18 protein-coding genes and 1 pseudogene are annotated in these 17,077 nt (G+C 53.2%); 10 read left to right on the forward strand and 9 right to left on the reverse strand.

The genetic code is table 11. The features are described from left to right. Positions 1-105: 105 nt before the first annotated feature. From NSU18_RS30200 to NSU18_RS30210, 3 genes and pseudogenes are all read right to left on the reverse strand, one after another. Positions 106-1,004, reverse strand: a pseudogene (locus tag NSU18_RS30200) (manganese catalase family protein). A gap of 74 nt (positions 1,005-1,078) precedes the next feature. Continuing rightward, the gene (locus NSU18_RS30205) at positions 1,079-2,461 is read right to left on the reverse strand and encodes a metallophosphoesterase (protein ID WP_341150825.1); all 1,383 of its coding nucleotides are present in this window, start codon (positions 2,459-2,461) and stop codon (positions 1,079-1,081) included. A 72-nt stretch (positions 2,462-2,533) separates the two neighbouring features. After that, entirely contained in the window at positions 2,534-3,088 is a 555-nt protein-coding gene (locus NSU18_RS30210) for a hypothetical protein (RefSeq protein WP_341018016.1), read from the reverse strand. 158 nt (positions 3,089-3,246) lie between these two features. Between NSU18_RS30210 and NSU18_RS30215 the strand changes: the two genes are divergently transcribed. The 4 genes from NSU18_RS30215 (at position 3,247) to NSU18_RS30230 (ending at position 5,820) form a co-directional block, all read left to right on the forward strand. Further along, a complete protein-coding gene (locus tag NSU18_RS30215) occupies positions 3,247-3,822 on the forward strand; it encodes a TetR/AcrR family transcriptional regulator (RefSeq protein ID WP_341018017.1) in 576 nt (191 codons plus the stop codon). A 156-nt stretch (positions 3,823-3,978) separates the two neighbouring features. Continuing rightward, the gene (rnhA, locus tag NSU18_RS30220; protein ID WP_341150826.1) at positions 3,979-4,644 is read left to right on the forward strand and encodes a ribonuclease H; all 666 of its coding nucleotides are present in this window, start codon (positions 3,979-3,981) and stop codon (positions 4,642-4,644) included. Positions 4,645-4,715: 71 nt separating this feature from the next. After that, positions 4,716-5,384: a uracil-DNA glycosylase gene (gene ung / locus NSU18_RS30225; RefSeq protein WP_339219046.1), complete on the forward strand. Its 669-nt coding sequence runs from the start codon at positions 4,716-4,718 to the stop codon at positions 5,382-5,384. Positions 5,385-5,415: 31 nt separating this feature from the next. Continuing rightward, positions 5,416-5,820 (forward strand): hypothetical protein, encoded by a 405-nt coding sequence (locus NSU18_RS30230; RefSeq protein ID WP_341018019.1) that lies wholly within the window; start codon positions 5,416-5,418, stop codon positions 5,818-5,820. A gap of 75 nt (positions 5,821-5,895) precedes the next feature. Here NSU18_RS30230 and NSU18_RS30235 read toward each other — a convergent pair whose 3' ends face one another. Further along, complete coding sequence (locus tag NSU18_RS30235) at positions 5,896-7,032, reverse strand: AI-2E family transporter (RefSeq protein ID WP_341018021.1); 1,137 nt, start codon at positions 7,030-7,032, stop codon at positions 5,896-5,898. Between the two features lie 172 nt (positions 7,033-7,204). Here NSU18_RS30235 and NSU18_RS30240 point away from each other — a divergent pair, with 172 nt between their 5' ends. Next, positions 7,205-7,672 (forward strand): hypothetical protein, encoded by a 468-nt coding sequence (locus tag NSU18_RS30240; protein ID WP_341150827.1) that lies wholly within the window; start codon positions 7,205-7,207, stop codon positions 7,670-7,672. Positions 7,673-7,698: 26 nt separating this feature from the next. Here the strand turns inward: NSU18_RS30240 and NSU18_RS30245 are convergent, their stop codons facing one another. Continuing rightward, positions 7,699-8,016, reverse strand: coding sequence for a hypothetical protein (locus tag NSU18_RS30245; RefSeq protein WP_209871792.1), 318 nt, complete (start codon positions 8,014-8,016; stop codon positions 7,699-7,701). Between the two features lie 387 nt (positions 8,017-8,403). On the opposite strand from NSU18_RS30245, the gene NSU18_RS30250 reads away from it, so the two are divergent. The 5 genes from NSU18_RS30250 (at position 8,404) to NSU18_RS30270 (ending at position 13,794) form a co-directional block, all read left to right on the forward strand. Continuing rightward, the gene (locus NSU18_RS30250) at positions 8,404-9,165 is read left to right on the forward strand and encodes a DeoR/GlpR family DNA-binding transcription regulator (RefSeq protein WP_036731798.1); all 762 of its coding nucleotides are present in this window, start codon (positions 8,404-8,406) and stop codon (positions 9,163-9,165) included. A gap of 39 nt (positions 9,166-9,204) precedes the next feature. Further along, positions 9,205-10,116 (forward strand): 1-phosphofructokinase, encoded by a 912-nt coding sequence (pfkB, locus tag NSU18_RS30255; RefSeq protein WP_341150828.1) that lies wholly within the window; start codon positions 9,205-9,207, stop codon positions 10,114-10,116. Positions 10,117-10,162: 46 nt separating this feature from the next. Further along, positions 10,163-12,112: a PTS fructose transporter subunit IIABC gene (locus NSU18_RS30260; protein WP_341150829.1), complete on the forward strand. Its 1,950-nt coding sequence runs from the start codon at positions 10,163-10,165 to the stop codon at positions 12,110-12,112. A 174-nt stretch (positions 12,113-12,286) separates the two neighbouring features. After that, the gene (locus NSU18_RS30265; RefSeq protein ID WP_341018027.1) at positions 12,287-12,787 is read left to right on the forward strand and encodes a Crp/Fnr family transcriptional regulator; all 501 of its coding nucleotides are present in this window, start codon (positions 12,287-12,289) and stop codon (positions 12,785-12,787) included. A gap of 320 nt (positions 12,788-13,107) precedes the next feature. Continuing rightward, positions 13,108-13,794 carry a YitT family protein gene (locus NSU18_RS30270; RefSeq protein WP_036698508.1) on the forward strand — a complete coding sequence of 229 codons (687 nt, stop codon included), beginning with the start codon at positions 13,108-13,110 and terminating at the stop codon, positions 13,792-13,794. A gap of 403 nt (positions 13,795-14,197) precedes the next feature. On the opposite strand, the gene NSU18_RS30275 is transcribed toward NSU18_RS30270, so the two are convergent. The 4 genes from NSU18_RS30275 to NSU18_RS30290 all read right to left on the reverse strand — a co-directional run bounded on the left by NSU18_RS30275 (position 14,198) and on the right by NSU18_RS30290 (position 16,966). After that, positions 14,198-14,935, reverse strand: coding sequence for a class I SAM-dependent methyltransferase (locus NSU18_RS30275; protein ID WP_341150830.1), 738 nt, complete (start codon positions 14,933-14,935; stop codon positions 14,198-14,200). 65 nt (positions 14,936-15,000) lie between these two features. Beyond that, positions 15,001-15,282, reverse strand: a complete 282-nt coding sequence (locus tag NSU18_RS30280) for a PQ-loop domain-containing transporter (RefSeq protein WP_341018030.1) — start codon at positions 15,280-15,282, stop codon at positions 15,001-15,003. A gap of 128 nt (positions 15,283-15,410) precedes the next feature. Continuing rightward, positions 15,411-15,845 (reverse strand): MarR family winged helix-turn-helix transcriptional regulator, encoded by a 435-nt coding sequence (locus NSU18_RS30285; RefSeq protein WP_341018032.1) that lies wholly within the window; start codon positions 15,843-15,845, stop codon positions 15,411-15,413. An 89-nt stretch (positions 15,846-15,934) separates the two neighbouring features. After that, entirely contained in the window at positions 15,935-16,966 is a 1,032-nt protein-coding gene (locus NSU18_RS30290; RefSeq protein WP_341018034.1) for an NADH:flavin oxidoreductase/NADH oxidase, read from the reverse strand. Positions 16,967-17,077: the final 111 nt, after the last annotated feature.

Consider the following 17,077-nt stretch of genomic DNA (forward strand, 5'->3'; position numbering starts at 1 on the left):
AGTATTCATACCCAAACAAAGCGGATGTTCCGGCAGCCAGTTCATGGCTTTCGGGACATCCGCTTCTTCTTGGGTGCTATTATTCGCTAGGCTTGGCTCCGGCTGCTAGTCATTAATATTCCCGGCCATTTTCAGCCGTTTGGCAATCTCCTTGAATTCCTCGGCAGAGATGCCCGGTGCGAATTCTTCCTTCACTTCCGGGGCTTCGGGGATAGGGAAGCCTTTCGGTACACCCTGAATGACCTCTAGTGGAAGCCCTCAGGATGGGTACCCTTCCAGATCTGGTCAATGGAGCTGAAATCCTTATCGCTCCATGTGTAGAGCTTCGTATGGACGCCCTTTTCCTCATACTTCCTGGCTTCATTGAACGCTTTGTTGTCCAGGGAAGGAATCGGCACGAGCTTGGTAACATTGACGCCTGTGGCAATCTCCAGCGCCTTGGCGTAAGCGACGACGTGAACGCCCCCGCGGACAAGCAGGAAGCCGACTACCGCCCGGGCAGCAGGATGGTCGGTCATTTCATAGACCTTCATTTTGTGGGTTCTGGCCCCGCACTCCAGGAAGAAGTTGTGCAGCAAATCCTCCACCAGGTTGCCGCTGTTGAACACATTGGCTCCGGTCCACGGATTGCCCATCGAATCGAATGGCATGGCCCCCTGTGCGCCTGCCAGGAAATGATAAGACAGCCGTGCGTCTTTGACATCCCCCAGGGGCGTGGAATCGGGTTTCTTATAGGCCGTGGAACCTCTAAGACATTTGTTCACGGCGTGGGAGACCAGCTCAACATGGCCCAGCTCCTCGGCGGTAATACTCATCACCAGGTCGTAGAAGGGCTTCAGCTTGTCCTTGGAGCGGAAGTTGAAGGACTGGTACAAGTAGTTATTGAGCGTTGACATTTCACCGAATTTGCCCCCGAGCAGCTCCTGTACAGCTGCTGCGGCATTAGGATCTGGTTTCTCGACGTCCGGGATTTCTATCATAATCTCGTCCATACGTGTGAACATGGTGATTATCATCTCCTCAGCAATAGGTGTAAGCATACTTGTCTATCTTACACCTATTTCCAGTTCTTCAAACATCACCGCTGAGGAAGCTGAACATGCAGTTCATGATTGTTCTTCGGCTGCTGCGAGGCCATTTTCAAGACATAGCTTCTCATTCCGCCCGCCGGAGCATCCTGCCAGAGCCGGTAGCCTTCTGCAGCGGTCACGGCAGCATTGCCCGTACTGGCAGAGCCTGCGAAGTAATTCTCGTTCAGCCTTCCGACAACGTCAGCCATTTGCTTCAGCTCAGTCTCGGTATAACTGGCGTAAGCGGGATCTTCAGCCAGACGGGAATAACTCCGGGTGGCAGACCGCTTACGGAAATTGGCTTCACTGTAAGCCCTGAAGCCCAGCAGGTTCGGATCGGTATTGCCTGTGGCTGCGGCCCATTGCTCCATCCCTAATCTTGCAGTGCTGTAATCCAGAGTCTGACGGGCGGAGGAATAGGTTAAGAGCCCGTATTGATGGGGGAAAACAGACAAAGCATTGCTGGCAATGTCATAGATGCGCTCCCCGTCATGACTGTATTCACTGATATCCTGAATGTGTATATGCCCGCTGAGAGCGGTCCGCACACCGTTCTTCATCAAGGCATCTGTAACCTTGACATGGTCCTCTACAGTGAAGCCCTCCTGAATGAATTCACTGTGATTCAGCAGGCTGTGATGCATGACCGTCACGAGCTGCGCGCCTGCGGCAGCGGCCTTCGCGCCGCAGGTGGCGATCCACTCCAGGGTCCGGTCACTGAACCGCCCCTCCAGCTGGGGATGGCCCAGCGCTTTATTGTCTCCGTACTGTGCAGTATCCAGCATGAGCAGCCACAGCTGCTCCGACGGGGCAGCCAGATAGCTTAGCGAATCCTCGTCTCTCAGCAGGGCTTCATCATAGCCGAAGCCGCCATAGATTTTGCTGAAGGCCTTGGCGCTCACGGAATCTGCGGCGTATTGGCGCTTATCGCGGAAGCTCCGGGCCCAGGGATTCTGGATATCATGATTGCCCGGGATCACATAGATCCGGGTTCCGGTGTCTTGCTCGATGCGCTTCAGATGTCCGGCCAGCTCCTTATGGCTGGCTTCTTCCCCGTTGTTGCTGAGGTCCCCGCTGATAATCACCACATCCGGCTTGCGGATTCCGATATCATAGCCCAGCGCCTCCATCATCTCCTTGCTGTAGCCAAGCTGCTTGCCGTCACCGGCAGCCAGAAACTGCTGGAAGGCAGGACCGAGATCCCTAAGCTCCTGCGCTAAATAATGGGTATCACTCGTTGTCAGAATACTGAGATCATGACCGGACTGAATCCGGTATTGCGGCTCCGTCTGCGCCGCATCCTGTCCGTTACAGGAGGAGAGCATCAGGAGCAGAAGAGGAAGGATAGCATACTTACGGATGAACTTCATCAGGTCAGCACCTCTTTTCATGGGTAACAATGTACAAATAGGGTGTTCTCCCCGGCCGCTTGCCCGAAGAGGAACACCCCGCACCCTGCTGCATTATTTTTTCACTTCAGTGACGCCGGTTACCTTACCCTGGTCTGCTGCGGAATAGGTAGCCTGGTATTTGTCATCTGAGAAATAGACATTGCCTTCAATGGTGGCATTCACGACGGCGAAGCCGTTAGCCTCCACATAGACATCACCCACAAAGGTCCCTCCCTGAATCCGGGCATTCTCACTGCGGACCGTCAATTTCGGGGCGGTGAGCTTGAAGGAGTTCGTGATGTTGTGATCGGCATCCTGGGTATAGAGCGCGATTTTGCGGGCAGGCTCTTCCTTATGGATGAATTGTCCGTCGAGCACAAGCTCCTCGGAGAAGCTCAGGTCCTTCAGCGTAGCTGCAATCCAGGTGCCGTCTTTGCTGATCGCCTTCTTGAAGGCTTCCCCGTTATCGACTACCGAAGCCGAAGTGACTGCATCCGGTGCAGCGGTAGCCGCCGTATTGCTCGTGTTCGCTGCTGTGCCAGTGTTGCCTGCATTTTTGTTTGCGTTGCCGCAGCCGATGAGCAGGGTCAGGGTGAATGCCGCAAGTATTACTGCGATTTTTCTCATGTAATAACCTCCTTGGGGTGTGTAATGCTGATGGTATTTTCCTTAAAATTAATATAGAATGATTGGTGCGGAATTGATGTGATCTAGTTAACATGGCTACAATAATATTTACCGATCGTTCTATAAATGGTAAAATAGACCGCGAAAGGAGCATGATCATGGCGCGAAGCAAAGAGTTTGACATTGATGATGTATTGCTCAAGGCAATGACGATTTTCTGGCAGCAGGGCTATGAGAAGACCTCCATGCAGGATCTTGTAACCGGTATGGGAATTCATAAGCGAAGCATGTATGACACCTTTGGAGACAAGCATACCTTATATATAAAAGCGCTGGAGCGCTTTGCATCCCTTCAAAGCTCCCGGATGGAGAGCCGGATCGAGGGCATCACCTCCGCCAAGGCAGCTATCCGCCTATTATTCGAAGCCACAATTCACAGAAGTGAAGAGGAGCCGAAGGGCTGTATGCTGGTGAATACGGCAGTGGAACTGTCGGGTCATGATCCGGAGGCTGCCGGCCGGGCGAATGAGGCTTTTCTGAATACAGAGAGTTTAATTGAGCGGCTGATCCTGCACGGACAGGAGACCGGAGAACTCTCCTCCCGGCATCCGGCTCCGGCACTGGCTGCTTATCTGCATAATGCCCTGGTAGGTCTGCGGGTTATGGTCAAGGCAACACAGGATACGGGCAAGCTCCAGACCATTGCCGATACGACACTTGCTGTGCTGGACTAAGCTGCCGTATTAGTATGAACGCGCCTGCCGGTAATTATCCAATAGATATTCGGGCTGGCAGCAGGCGTGCGAGTGTATTCAGGCTTCAATATGAACGCGGTAGGCATTACAATATTATTCTGGTTGAGGTGACACCGGCAGGAGGTAGCAAGAGGAATGGCGAAGCAGAAATACTACGTAGTATGGGAAGGTAAGAAGCCCGGAGTCTACACTACATGGGCGGAATGCCAGGCGCAGACCGATCATTATACCGGAGCGAAATATAAGTCCTATGAGAGCAAGGCGGCTGCTGAGACAGCCTTCAAGGCAGGCTGGAAGGGCAACTGGGGAACGGGTTCGGCAGCTTCAGGGGCATCCGGCACAAGTAAGTCAGGCAAGTCCTGGAGCCGCAGTGCCGGAGTGGAGACGTCTGAGGAGATCGATTATGACAGCATCTCCGTGGATGTAGGCACCCGTGGAAATCCCGGACCCGTCGAATACAAAGGCGTGGATACCCAGACCGGGGATGTGATTTTCTCCTGCGGTCCGATCCGTAAAGGGACCAATAACCTCGGAGAGTTCCTGGCGATTGTGCATGCGCTGGCTCATCTTAAGCAGGAGGGCAGCAGCAAGACGGTGTATAGTGATTCTGTTAATGCAATGAAATGGGTCAAGCAGAAAAAGGTGGCCACGACCTTGCCCCGGGATGCCTCTACGGAGGAGATCTGGCAACTGATTGACCGGGCGGAGAGCTGGCTGCGGAACCACACTTATGACAACAAGGTGCTGAAATGGCAGACGAAGTCATGGGGCGAGATCAAAGCGGACTATGGCCGCAAATAAGTTCCTTTTATTCTGGTTAATAACGGGTAATGAAACAATACTACTATCAAGGCAATTGGGAGGAGAACAGGATGTTTGGCAATGATTGGGATGAAGTGCTTCAGGAAGAGACACAGAAGCCTTACTTCGAGGAATTACGCTATGCACTGGCACGCGAGTACAAGCAGTATACAGTCTATCCCCCGAAGGACAAGCTGTTCTCGGCGCTGAAGCTGACGCCTTACAGTAAGACCCGGGTAGTCATTCTTGGACAGGACCCGTATCACGGCGCAGGACAGGCCCATGGCCTTAGCTTCTCGGTAGAGCCGGGCGTAAGGATTCCGCCGTCACTCCGCAATATCTATGCGGAGCTGCATAGTGATCTCGGTGTGGAGGTGCCGGGTCACGGATCGCTGCTGCACTGGGCGGAAGAAGGTGTGCTGATGCTTAACGCAGTGCTGACAGTACGCGAGGGCCAGCCGAATTCGCATAAAGGTCTGGGCTGGGAGACCTTTACGGATGCCATTATGGAGAAGCTGAACGAGCGGACAGAACCGATGGTCTTCATCCTGTGGGGCAGTCATGCCCAGCTCAAAGGCGCGGTAGTGGACCGCAGCAGACATAAGGTGATCCAGTCTCCGCATCCGAGCCCGTTCTCTGCACACCGCGGATTTCTCGGCAGCCGCCCGTTCTCTCAGGCCAACCAGTATCTGGAGCAGCATGGGCTTAAGGGTATAGACTGGTCCATACCAAAGGTATAAGTAGTTCAGGCACAGGGAAGGGCGTGGAGCCATGAAGCATTGGGTTGGCAGACCGGTCATTATGTACTGCGGCGAGCAGCCATATACGATCATGAAAGGCGTTCTGCGCAGATGGGATCTTGCAGCTTCGGTAGCCGTCATCGGGCATCAGGAGATTGCCGTCCCTTTCCGCGATATTGTGTACATCAAAGCCTTGGCTCCCAAAGAGAGGGCATTGCCCCCGGTTCTCCATTCGGTCGGCTATATCATGACAGAACGTCTGCAGTTTGATAATGCCGTGTATTTCAAATCAGCGGTTACTGTCTGGAAGGGGGACCAGCTGGTGGCGTTCAATGCGACGATCATCGCACATACCAAAGGCTCCGTGACACTGCGTGACGGGCAGAACCTGCCTAAGGGCAACCACATCTTCGTGGTCCGTTCGCTGCGCGGCTGAGGTCTGGATACGTCCAAGCATGTACATGACAAGCCCTCCGGCGCTAAGATGCGCCGGAGGGCTTTTTGTTAACTATTATAGCTTATCGTCCTTGACGATCTCAATCTCAATCCCGGGCGGAGCACCGGGCTCAGGGACGGGTTGATCCACCCGTTCGGCGACAATGATCTCGTAAATGCGCAGGAAAATGATTTTGATAATCATATAGACCGGAAGCGCAATGAGGACGCCGATCAGGCCGTAGAAGTCGCCACCCACGAGTACAAGCAGCACTGTGGTCAGCGGATGCACATCCAGCGACTTGCCGTAGATGACCGGGGACAGCACGTTATCCTGAATCTGCTGCGCGATCAGAATGACGACGGCTGACCATATAGCCATAGAAGGTGATTCAATGAACCCCACGATAATCACCGGAACCGCCGCCAGCAGCGAGCCTACATAAGGAATGAAATTCAGCGGGATGGAAATCAAGGCGAGCAGCAGGGAATAAGGCAGACCGATCAGCAAAAAGCCGATATACAGCAAGATGCCCAGCACCACATTAAGCAGGACGCGTGTAACGATGAAGCCGCTGAGTGCAGAGTCAATATCCTTGAACATCTCCTGGCCTTCCTTGCGGTACTTTCTCGGGATCAGTCCCTGAAGAATCGGAGACAGCTTGTGGCCGTCCTTCAGCATATAGTAAAGAATAATCGGCAGCGTGGCGATTACCACGACAATACTGGAGATCACTGCGATCAGATTGGACATCGAATTAGTTACCCAGGTAATGACATTGTTCAAATACTCCGTCAGGCGTGTGGTCACATCCGTATCACCCTTGAAGAAGCGGGAGAGCGACGGATCATTCTGGAGCTTGTTGAACTGATTCTGTATACCCTCGACCAGATAGGGCGTATTGTCGATGAAGTTCTGGATCTGCTCGCGCAGTGTAGGCCAGACCAGTACCCAGAATAGGACGAACAGTCCGGCGAACACAAGATAGATCAGCAGCACGGACAGCCCGCGGTTTACATTTTTGGTACCCAGATAGTTGACGATCGGCCGCAGCAGATAATACATGAAGCCCGACAGCATCATCGGTACGAGCAGCAATTGAATAATAGATACCAGCGGTGTGAACAGAAAAATGACCTTCGACCCCAGGTACAGAATCGTCAAAAAGGCGATAATGGCCAGGCAAGTCCGGAAATACTTGCTTTGAAGCACAGGCAGCCCCCCTATCTCTTAAGTTATGTTTATATTTATGTATACGTATCTTTATAACCGAATTAGAAGAGATTGATTCACGACCGGCAGGAGCCGCTGCTGTTAGCAAGATTCAAGGCAGGTTCAATCCCCAGGCAGAGTGGTAATATCGCAGTAACAGGAGGGATGCGGCATGCCAACATTGATATTGGGGATTTTTGGACACCGGAGTGATGCGGTGCTGGCGATCGGGGAATTGAAGGAGAACGGGATCAAGGCGAAGCATATCTCAGCTGTCACGAAGCAGAAGAACACGCTTGAGATCATCAGCCAGGATGCCGGAATCGGGGATGTGGAGACAGGGCAGGGGAATAAGGGCTTGTTCGGCACAGCACGCGGGCTCGGGGTAGGTCTGGACATGGTGGCCGATTCAGCGGTCGCAGCAGGTCCGGCAGCCCGCAAGCTGGCGGGAGCGGATCTTGAGACAGACGGGCTTGCAGTCAGCCTGATCGGGATGGGAATTCCGCAAGAGGATGCGCAGGCTTATGCGAAGCATGCCGATCTGGAGCATATTATTGTCATTGTCCTTCTGCCCGAAGAGGAGCTGCGGGAGAAGGTGCAGGCCATATTTGCAAAGCACGAGGTCATACCTTTGAAGTAAGTGAAGGGTTCAGACAAAATAAACGTTCAACGCAGCCGGCGGGACTTTCGTCTGGCTGCTTTTTTTTTGCGGTTCTGCACGAACAGCACCGGGTCGATGTCTGTAGCTACCTTCCCGCCCGTTTCCTTGGTCACCTGCTTGGCTTTTACCAGAGAGAAAAAAGCAAACAGTTCCCCGAGTACACCGAAGCCGGCAGCAATAATCGCATAATCCTCTGCACTTAGTTCCTCGGTTTCTACAGGGCCGTCACTGCCGCCTCCTCCGTGGCCGTTAATGCCGCTGCTGCTGCCATTGCCGCCGTTACCGCCCGCGCTGCCATATCCGTTGTTATTGTAATAGGCCATCTCCTGTTCACCCGCTTTTCCCCATATGTAATATAAATATGTCGCTCGCTGCCATTGTGAAATAGGCAATCGGGAGGTAATTTGCCGCGCATGCTGATACAGTGACAGGCTGAAATGAGCATAAATGAGCAAGTGATGATCCAATTCTTACAGCAACAGTGAATACGGCTGGAATAGCAGGTTTAAATTCATGATTTTTTGGCGGAAAATAAGCAGAGAAAGCCTCTTTACAGTTCATGAAAACGCTGTTACAATCATAAATGAGCACAAATGGTCAATATCAATCACAAGTGATTTGAATCCAGTCATCTTATCTTTAAATTCAGTAGTTACTGTATATATAGGAATCCGGCAGCGGGTAGCTGCACATCCTAAGGAGTGAGCTGCATGTTTGAAGAAGAACGCAAACGGATGATTCTGCTGTTTGTCGAGAAGCATACAAGAGCCTCGGTTCAGGAGCTGGGCCAGGAGCTGTCCGTCTCGGAATCCACGATCCGCCGGGACCTCAAGGAGCTGGAGGAAGCACGGCTGCTAAAGCGTACGCATGGCGGTGCGGTGTCCCTGCAGAGTGTGAACTTTGAAGCCGCGGTTCCGGACAAGGAAGACCGGTTCCTGGAGGAGAAGCTGCGGATTGCCGGGAAGGCTGTGGAGATGATTGAGGATGGCGATGCCATTCTCCTTGACGGGGGTACTACCACCCTGCAGATTGCCCGGGCGCTGAAATCGTTCCGCAATCTCAAGGTGATCACCAACTCGATCATGGCGCTGAATGAGCTGAAGGATTGCCGCCATATTGAGGTGTCCATTACAGGCGGGATGCTACGGCCGGACACCATGGCTTTTGTCGGGCCGATGACCGAACGCTCGCTGGACATGGTGCGGGTGGATAAGGCCTTCCTCGGCACCAACGGGCTGGATATCCGCGAAGGGATTACGACGCCGAATATGCTGGAAGCGGCCACGAAGCGCAAAATGATCGCTGTAGCGAAGCAGACGATCCTGCTGGCCGACCATAGCAAGATCGGGCAGATCTCCTTCTGCAAGGTTGCAGATTTGCAGGAGATGGACCACTGCATTCTGGATACCGGGATACCGGATAGCTTCCGGAGGCAGCTTGAGAAGCTGGATGTGGATTATACACTGGTGTGATGGGATGGGAAGACAAACATTATAAATGAGGGATGAATGATGATCTATACGGTGACACTCAATCCTTCCGTCGATTATATCGTGGAGGTAGAAGAGTTAACATTAGGCGGACTCAACCGGATGAAGCGGGATATGAAGCTGCCCGGCGGGAAGGGCATTAACGTATCCCGTGTTCTGAAGCAGCTTGGCGTAGAGAATACAGCCACTGGATTTCTAGGCGGCTTCACCGGCGGCTATATTGACACCTGGCTGGGCCAGGAGGGAATAGCCTGCGACTTTGTTCATATTGCGGACGATACCCGGATCAATATCAAGCTTAAGGCCGGCCAGGAGACGGAGATTAACGGGGCGGGGCCAGTCATTACGGAGACCGAGACGGCTTCGCTGCTGCAGAAGCTGGAATCCTTGGAGCCGGGTGACATAGTGATCCTCTCAGGAAGCACGCCACCTTCGCTGGGCGGAGATTTCTACAGCAGGCTGATTGCAGTATGCAAGCAGAAGGGCGCGGAGTTTGTTATTGATACAACCGGGCAGGCCTTGCAGGATGCCTTATCCCAGGGACCGCTGCTGGTCAAGCCGAATCACCATGAGCTGGCAGAGCTGTTCGGTGTTCAGATCAGCACCCGGGAAGAGATTATCACTTACGGACGCAAGCTGCTTATGGGCGGCGCCAAGCATGTGCTGGTCTCGATGGCTGGAGAAGGCGCACTGTTCATTACAGGGCAAGAGGTCTATCATGCCAGCGCTCCTAAGGGCCAGGTGAGGAATTCAGTAGGTGCGGGAGATTCGATGATTGCCGGATTCGTGGGCACGTTGTCGCAGACAGGGAATGAGCTGGAAGCCTTCCGTGCCGGTGTGGCATCGGGAAGTGCCACAGCATTCTCCGACGATCTGGCAGACAAGACATTGATTGAAGAGCTTCGTCCGCTTATTGCCATATCCCAGCTATGAATAACAGAAGTAAGAGGTTCAAGTACATTCGGGGAGTTGAGTCTTGATGAAGATTACAGATTTGATGATACAGGAAACAATGATTATGGAGCTCCAGGCTACCACGAAGGAAGGGGTCATTGACGAGCTGATTGCCAGTCTCGCAGCCAGTGGACGCATCACGGATGCGAAGCTGTTCAAGGAGAAGATTCTGGAGCGTGAAGCCCAGTCCAGCACGGGCATCGGCGGAGGCATTGCCATGCCACATGCCAAGACGAAGGCCGTCAAGGAAGCAACGGTGGTATTTGCCAAGAGCAGTGCCGGAATTGATTTTGCCTCCCTGGATGAAGCGCCCGCCCATATATTCTTCATGATCGCCGCGCCGGACGGAGCTGGAAATATGCACCTGCGAACACTCGCTGCACTGTCCAGGCTGCTCATTGAAAGCGAATTCATCGAACAGCTTATGGGTGCGAAGACACCTGCCGAGGTGTCCGCCTTATTTGATGCCAAGCAAGCTGAGACTGAGGCCCGGGCAGAAGCGGAAGCCAAGGCAGCGGAAGTGAAGGCTGCTCCGAAGGCAGCCGTACCGCAAGCTGAACCGGCACGGATCATTACCGGGAACCCGGATTCACAGAGCTTCGTAGTTGCTGTAACCGCCTGTCCTACTGGAATCGCCCATACCTTCATGGCGGAGGATGCCCTCAAGAAGAAGGCCAAGGAGATGGGCGTCAATATCCGTGTCGAAACCAACGGCTCGGAGGGTGCGCAGAATGTGCTGACACCGGAAGAAATCGCCCGGGCCAGCGGGGTCATTATTGCCGCTGACAAGAACGTGGAGATGGAGCGCTTCAGCGGCAAGCCTGTGCTCCAGCGTCCGGTTAGCGACGGTATCCGCAAGTCAGAGGAGCTGATCCGGATCGCAGTAGCAGGAGATGCACCTATCTACCGCAGCTCTGGACGCAGTGAAGAAGGTTCCACGCCTGTGAAGTCCGGTTCTATTGGAAGCAAAATCTACAAAGACCTGATGAACGGCATCTCGCATATGCTGCCGTTCGTAGTCGGTGGAGGAATTCTGCTGGCGATCTCGTTCCTGATTGAACAGGTGGCCAGCCCCGACAATCCGCTGGTTAAGCTGCTGCAGAGCATCGGCGGCGGTGACGGAGCCTTCCACTTCCTGATTCCTATCCTGGCCGGATTTATCGCGATGAGCATCGGCGACCGTCCTGCGCTGATGCCGGGTATGGTCGGCGGTCTGATGGCTCTTAACTCCAATTCAGGCTTCCTCGGCGGTCTGGCTGCCGGATTCCTGGCCGGTTATGTTGTGGTAATGCTCCGCAGAGCCTTCTCGGGCCTGCCGCGCACACTGGACGGACTGAAGCCGATTCTGCTCTATCCTGTATTCAGCCTGCTGATTACCGGCACGATTATGTTCTTCCTGTTCGATCCGTTATTCAGCTGGATCAATGGGGGACTGACCGATGTGCTTAATAATCTGGGCACCGGCAATAAGATTCTGCTGGGCTTGGTGCTTGGCGGGATGATGGCCATTGATATGGGCGGCCCGTTCAACAAAGCTGCTTATACCTTTGCCATCGGCGTGTTTACATCCAGCGGCAACACGAACGGAATGATGATGGCCGCAGTCATGGCCGGAGGGATGGTACCTCCGCTGGCGATTGCCCTGGCCACCTCGTTCTTCAAGAATAAATTCACGGAGACCGAACGTAAATCCGGTGTAACCAACTATGTGCTGGGCTTGTCGTTCATCACCGAAGGAGCCATTCCGTTCGCTGCGGCTGATCCGCTGCGGGTGCTTACCTCCTGTATCCTGGGCTCTGCCGTAGCCGGCGGACTTACCCAGCTGTGGAACCTCAACGTTCCCGCACCGCATGGCGGTGTGTTTGTAGCCTTCCTGTCCAGCAATGCCGCGCTGTTCCTGTTATCTGTGCTGATCGGCTCCGTGATTTCCGGGCTGATCCTGGGGCTCTGGAAGAAGCCGGTTGAAGCGAAATAACCTATCTTGCCTTTCCCTGAAACCGCTTGGGAGCAGAGACCCTTCTCTGCCCAGGCGGTTTCTTTGTCTTTGAACTCATGAATAATGGCTGTTTTACGCTTGCCCCTCCATTTTGGTGTCTTATTTCGGTATAATTAAAAATATATATACAGAGAAGGCAAAGGAGAATGCGAAATGATTCTGCACAGAGGTGAGGTCTTATTCCGCCAGGGAGACGGCGGCCAGAACCTGTTCAAGGTGAAGAGCGGACTGTTCAAGGTCACGAGACTGCATGAGAACGGGAACATGGTGCTGTTCAACCTGTTATATCCGGGTGAGACTGTTCCGCATCATTCCCTCATTTCGCCGAAGGAGGCGCATGGAACCGCAGTGGCGATGATGAAAAGTGAGGTCGAGCTGATTCCGGCTGCAGAATGGTACCGGGAGCTGAGGGAGAAGCCTGAGAAGGTGATGGAGATCGCCCTTTTGCTTCAGGAAAAGGTGCGGTTCATGCAGACGAGGCTCGATCATCTCACCGTTGGAACGCCGGGGGAGCGTATGGCCCTGCTGACCCGCTGGCTGACCGAATATTCTCATGGCGCACAGCTTACAGACCTGCTGACACAGGAAGAAATCGGACAATTGATCGGCGTCCGCCGCGAGACGGTCAACCGTCTGCTGAGAAATCAGGGCTGATTGCTTATTTTTGATGGAAACTGTTTAGAGTGGCCCTTCCGCGTGGTATAATCTATTCAGAACATATCAAACTAAAGAAAGGATCAGGATACCATGTGTCCCCGAAGGACGATTCCCCAAAGGACGATTTGGAAACGTTATGATCTGTCTTATACTTAGCTTCCCTGTAGAATGTGCGCGAACCGTTGTTCATTGACGAAGCCGCTTCTGCGAAGGGAAGGGAGTATTGTATGCGAAGGAGCAACATCTCCTCAGGTACCCCCCTCGTAGAGGCTGGCACGAACGTCTAGCCGCCATATACGATAAGGGGAGACCGAGTAATGAGGAAACAAGACAGTGGCATGAGTTTGCCGCTCCGGTTAGCGATTATTTTGACCGGAACACTATTGCTTGCATTTACGTATTATCACATTAATTATCAGAACCACTTGACCGAAGGCGGATTCGTGGGATTGTCGCTGCTCGGCAAGTATGTACTGGGGATTTCACCATCACTAAGCATCCTGATTTTGGACATTCCGGTACTCATCATCGCAATCATTTTCAAAGGAAAATCATTCGTAGTGAACACCTTCATATCCGTAGTGGCCTTCACGGTATTCTACGGGCTGATGGAACGCTATTCCGGCTGGGTTATTGACCTGCAGGATAACTTGCCGGTTGCGGCGCTGTTGTCCGGGGTATTGACAGGTCTGGGCGCAGGAATGGTCCTGCTGGGCGGCGGGGCGAGCGGCGGGGACGATATTTTGTCCGTGCTGATCAGTGAATGGAAAGGTATTAAGGTAGGAACCGTATTTATCCTGATGGATGTAATCGTTCTGGCTTTCTCCCTCTTCTATATGCCGTTAAGAGAAACGCTGTATACGGTGATGGCTGTAGTTGTAGCCGGTTATGTAATCACTTTTACAACCTCTCTGGGCAGACGGAAGCTGGTTCAGGCACCTAAGATTCCGTCCGCACTTGCCAAGACTCAGGAAGGCACAGTGAATGTGAATAATGCAATGTGAACTCCGTGAACCACGGGGATGATAAAAGGTCAGCGGACTACCGTCCGGCTGGTCTTTTTTTTATTTATAATTGCCTGGTACACCGGCATATGGACCAAAATGTGTGTTAAAAACAATATACTTTGTGCTCGCAATCAGGCACACGGACCAAACGTATGTGAAAAACAGCATACATCGTGCTCGCAAGCAGACATACGGTCTGAATGTATGTGAAAAACAGTATACATCCTGCTCGCAAGCAGGCAGACGGATCAAATGTATGTGAAAAACAGCATATATTGTGCTTGCAAGCAGGCAGATGGACCAATGTATGTGAAAAACAGCATACATTGTACTCGTGCTAAGGTAATCTTATTTCTGCGTTAGGATGGTTTTGTTCTGTTATTTATGAAATAAGATCCGGCTATTCCTGCTTCACCGCTGACAACAGCAGGAACATCGGGCGCCGCATCTCCTCCTGCCAGGCCGGATTCTTCTCCAGCATCTCAGGAGTCGGCTGCAGCTCAGACAGCTGCTTCAGGACGAAGCCGGATTCGAGCAGCGTACTCAGGTAGGTGGCGGTGGTCCGGTGGTATTTTGCAACCTTGTGTTCGAGAAAATCAGCCTGCCGCACGCCTTCCAGATGATAGTTGTCAACGGGCCAATGCTGCTTCTCCCCATCAGGACTGTAATGCCAATCCTGTGCAGCAAGCGAGGTGAAGATCGGATGCTCTACAGAGAAGACGAAGGCTCCCCCTGGCTTGAGACAATGCCGGACCTGGCGGCAGAGGCTGCCGAAATCTTCAATATAGTGGATCGCCAGCGAGCTGATAACGGTATCAAATTGCTCTGCCCCGAATGCGGCATCTTCAATTGCGAGCTGGAGATACTCAATCTTCGGGTCGTCCGTCATCGCCCGGGCACGCTCCAGCATATTGGAGGAGAGATCTATGCCTACGACGGAAGCCGCCCCCTGCTCACGGGCATACCGGCAGTGCCAGCCGAACCCGCACCCCAGATCAAGCACCCGCTGGCCCGTCAGATCAGGCAGCAGGGTACGGAAGACCTCCCATTCTCCGGCAGCCTCCAGTCCGCCCGTAGAGCGGGGCATCTGGCTGTAATTCGCAAAAAAAACCGCGTCATCATACTTATTTTGCTTCATTCACTGAACCTCCTGCATCCTTTTGTTACAGAAAGTATAACGCAGATTGGACAGAGGTGCAGCCTTTAGAAACCGTTACCCTTGTGGCGGTAGCGGATAATTAGCAGGACAACCGTTGTTACAACCGCCAGCGACAAGGAATTGGTGATCAGAAAAGCCAGCCCGACCCCCAGCGCCGCCAGGTTAACCGCATAAGCCTCCATAAGAAGGATGCCAAGCAGCATCAGCAGATAAGCTTTCAGACTGAGATCTGCAACAGAACGGGTCCTGAGAATCTGCACAATCTGTGGAATCCAGCCTACAGAGAGAATAAGGCCGCCAACCAGCTGCATAACAGTGAATACCATTCGTACACCCCGCTTTTCTTAATTACGTATTAGTATGATGTATGCTCAGGGAGAGAGGGAGGTTCAGATAAAAACCCGCCGCCCCTCGGGAGGGACGGCGGGTTTACCCGGCAGGCAGCTGCCCGGGTCTAGGATTGCTTCAGCTGGATAAGCTGCTCCAGCAGCTCCTGCGTGTCGGCTACAGGAAAGGCTTCCTGCAGCACTTCATTAACGGTCTGCTTCGCCCGGTCAACTTTGTCTTGCCCGATAGCAGTCAGGGACGTATAGATGCTTCTGCGGTCCGCCTCACAGGACTTGCGCTCCAGCGCTCCGCAGCCCTTGGCCTCGAAGCGGCTGACCAGCCGGGACACAGCACTCTGGCTAAGCCCGACCATCGATTCCAGCTGCTGAAGCTTCAGCTTTTGCTCAGGGGCTTCGGACAGAAACAGCAATACGTAGAATTCCTTAAGCGATAACTCATAGTTCTCGGTCAGCCTCGCTTCAAGGACTGCGGCCACCTTCATCTGTATCAGAGAGAGTGATAACCAGCTGTTAATCAGATCATTCGAAGGGGGGTTAGTCATGTCTTCCATCCTCCCGGTGTGTACCTGTAATGAATAGTAGCTGTTATACAGTATACCATCACCATAGGCCAGCTGCTGACGAATTGTCCTTAACGCGGGAATCCCAATGCATACTGCTTAGGGATATCTGCGTCTTTGCGCAGCGTCACACCGGCTTCCAGCGTCCAGTAAGGATTACGGAGCATTCCCCGGCCCACCGCCACGAGGTCAGCTTCTTCATTGCCAATGACGGCATTGGCAAGAACCGCTTCATCCAAGCGGCCGACAGCAATCACCGGCACGTTCAGCTCCTGGCGGATGGTTCTGGCCAGCGGTAACTGATAGGCTGCATGGTTGCCCGGTCCATTCTCTGTATCAACTGCTCCCTCACCGCCTGAACTGATATGGAAAATATCGGCCCCGGCTTCCTTATAAGCTCTGCTGATCTCCAGACCCTCTTGGAGGCCGTAGCCGCCTTCCACATATTCTCTGGCGGAAATCCGCATGATCAGCGGCATATCCTCAGGCATCACGCTCTTAGCGGCAGCGATAACCTCCCGGCCGAACAAGGTCAGATCCTGTCCGTACTCATCAGTCCGCTGGTTAGTCAGCGGCGAGTGGAACTGGTGAATCAGATAGCCGTGGGCACCGTGCAGCTCAATAGTGTCGAACCCGGCCTGAACCGCACGCGCTACGCCCAGTTTGAATTTCTGGACCATTTCTTTAACTTCTTCTGTTGTCAGGGCATGAGGAGTCTTGGACTTGCTGTCAAAAGGAATAGCTGAAGAGGAGACAGGAACCTTGGCATCCTCCGCCTTGCGCCCGGCATGGGCCACCTGAATTCCGATTTTGGCTCCATGGGCATGGCTGGCTTCCACAATCCGCGCCAGCGCAGGAATCTGCTCATCCGACCAGAGGCCCAGATCATAATCGGTAATCCGGCCGTCCGGGTCCACATCAGCCATCTCGACAATGATCAGCCCGGTGCCGCCGACAGCACGGCTTACATAGTGGTTGTAATGCCAGTCATTAGCGATTCCATCCTTATTGGTCACTGAATATTGGCACATGGGCGGCATCACCACCCGGTTCTTCAGTTTTAAGCTTTTATATTCATAGGGGGTGAACAGATCTTTCGTCATGGGTTTCGCTCCTTCGTTCTATATGGAATGGATAAACAATAAATGCATGCGCATGCATATAAATATAAAGTGTAGACTCCTGCCTGTCAAGTGACCGTTATGGACTAAATT

The sequence above is a fragment of the Paenibacillus sp. FSL H8-0048 genome, assembly GCF_038002825.1.
Taxonomy (GTDB): Bacteria; Bacillota; Bacilli; order Paenibacillales; family Paenibacillaceae; genus Paenibacillus_AQ.

Coding starts and splice junctions, on each gene's coding strand:
- NSU18_RS30205 (WP_341150825.1), bottom strand. CDS start 2,461: ATGAAAAGAGGTGCTGACCTGATGAAGTTCATCCGTAAGTATGCTATC.
- NSU18_RS30210 (WP_341018016.1), bottom strand. CDS start 3,088: ATGAGAAAAATCGCAGTAATACTTGCGGCATTCACCCTGACCCTGCTC.
- NSU18_RS30215 (WP_341018017.1), top strand. CDS start 3,247: ATGGCGCGAAGCAAAGAGTTTGACATTGATGATGTATTGCTCAAGGCA.
- rnhA (WP_341150826.1), top strand. CDS start 3,979: ATGGCGAAGCAGAAATACTACGTAGTATGGGAAGGTAAGAAGCCCGGA.
- ung (WP_339219046.1), top strand. CDS start 4,716: ATGTTTGGCAATGATTGGGATGAAGTGCTTCAGGAAGAGACACAGAAG.
- NSU18_RS30230 (WP_341018019.1), top strand. CDS start 5,416: ATGAAGCATTGGGTTGGCAGACCGGTCATTATGTACTGCGGCGAGCAG.
- NSU18_RS30240 (WP_341150827.1), top strand. CDS start 7,205: ATGCCAACATTGATATTGGGGATTTTTGGACACCGGAGTGATGCGGTG.
- NSU18_RS30245 (WP_209871792.1), bottom strand. CDS start 8,016: ATGGCCTATTACAATAACAACGGATATGGCAGCGCGGGCGGTAACGGC.
- NSU18_RS30250 (WP_036731798.1), top strand. CDS start 8,404: ATGTTTGAAGAAGAACGCAAACGGATGATTCTGCTGTTTGTCGAGAAG.
- pfkB (WP_341150828.1), top strand. CDS start 9,205: ATGATCTATACGGTGACACTCAATCCTTCCGTCGATTATATCGTGGAG.
- NSU18_RS30260 (WP_341150829.1), top strand. CDS start 10,163: ATGAAGATTACAGATTTGATGATACAGGAAACAATGATTATGGAGCTC.
- NSU18_RS30265 (WP_341018027.1), top strand. CDS start 12,287: ATGATTCTGCACAGAGGTGAGGTCTTATTCCGCCAGGGAGACGGCGGC.
- NSU18_RS30270 (WP_036698508.1), top strand. CDS start 13,108: ATGAGGAAACAAGACAGTGGCATGAGTTTGCCGCTCCGGTTAGCGATT.
- NSU18_RS30275 (WP_341150830.1), bottom strand. CDS start 14,935: ATGAAGCAAAATAAGTATGATGACGCGGTTTTTTTTGCGAATTACAGC.
- NSU18_RS30280 (WP_341018030.1), bottom strand. CDS start 15,282: ATGGTATTCACTGTTATGCAGCTGGTTGGCGGCCTTATTCTCTCTGTA.
- NSU18_RS30285 (WP_341018032.1), bottom strand. CDS start 15,845: ATGACTAACCCCCCTTCGAATGATCTGATTAACAGCTGGTTATCACTC.
- NSU18_RS30290 (WP_341018034.1), bottom strand. CDS start 16,966: ATGACGAAAGATCTGTTCACCCCCTATGAATATAAAAGCTTAAAACTG.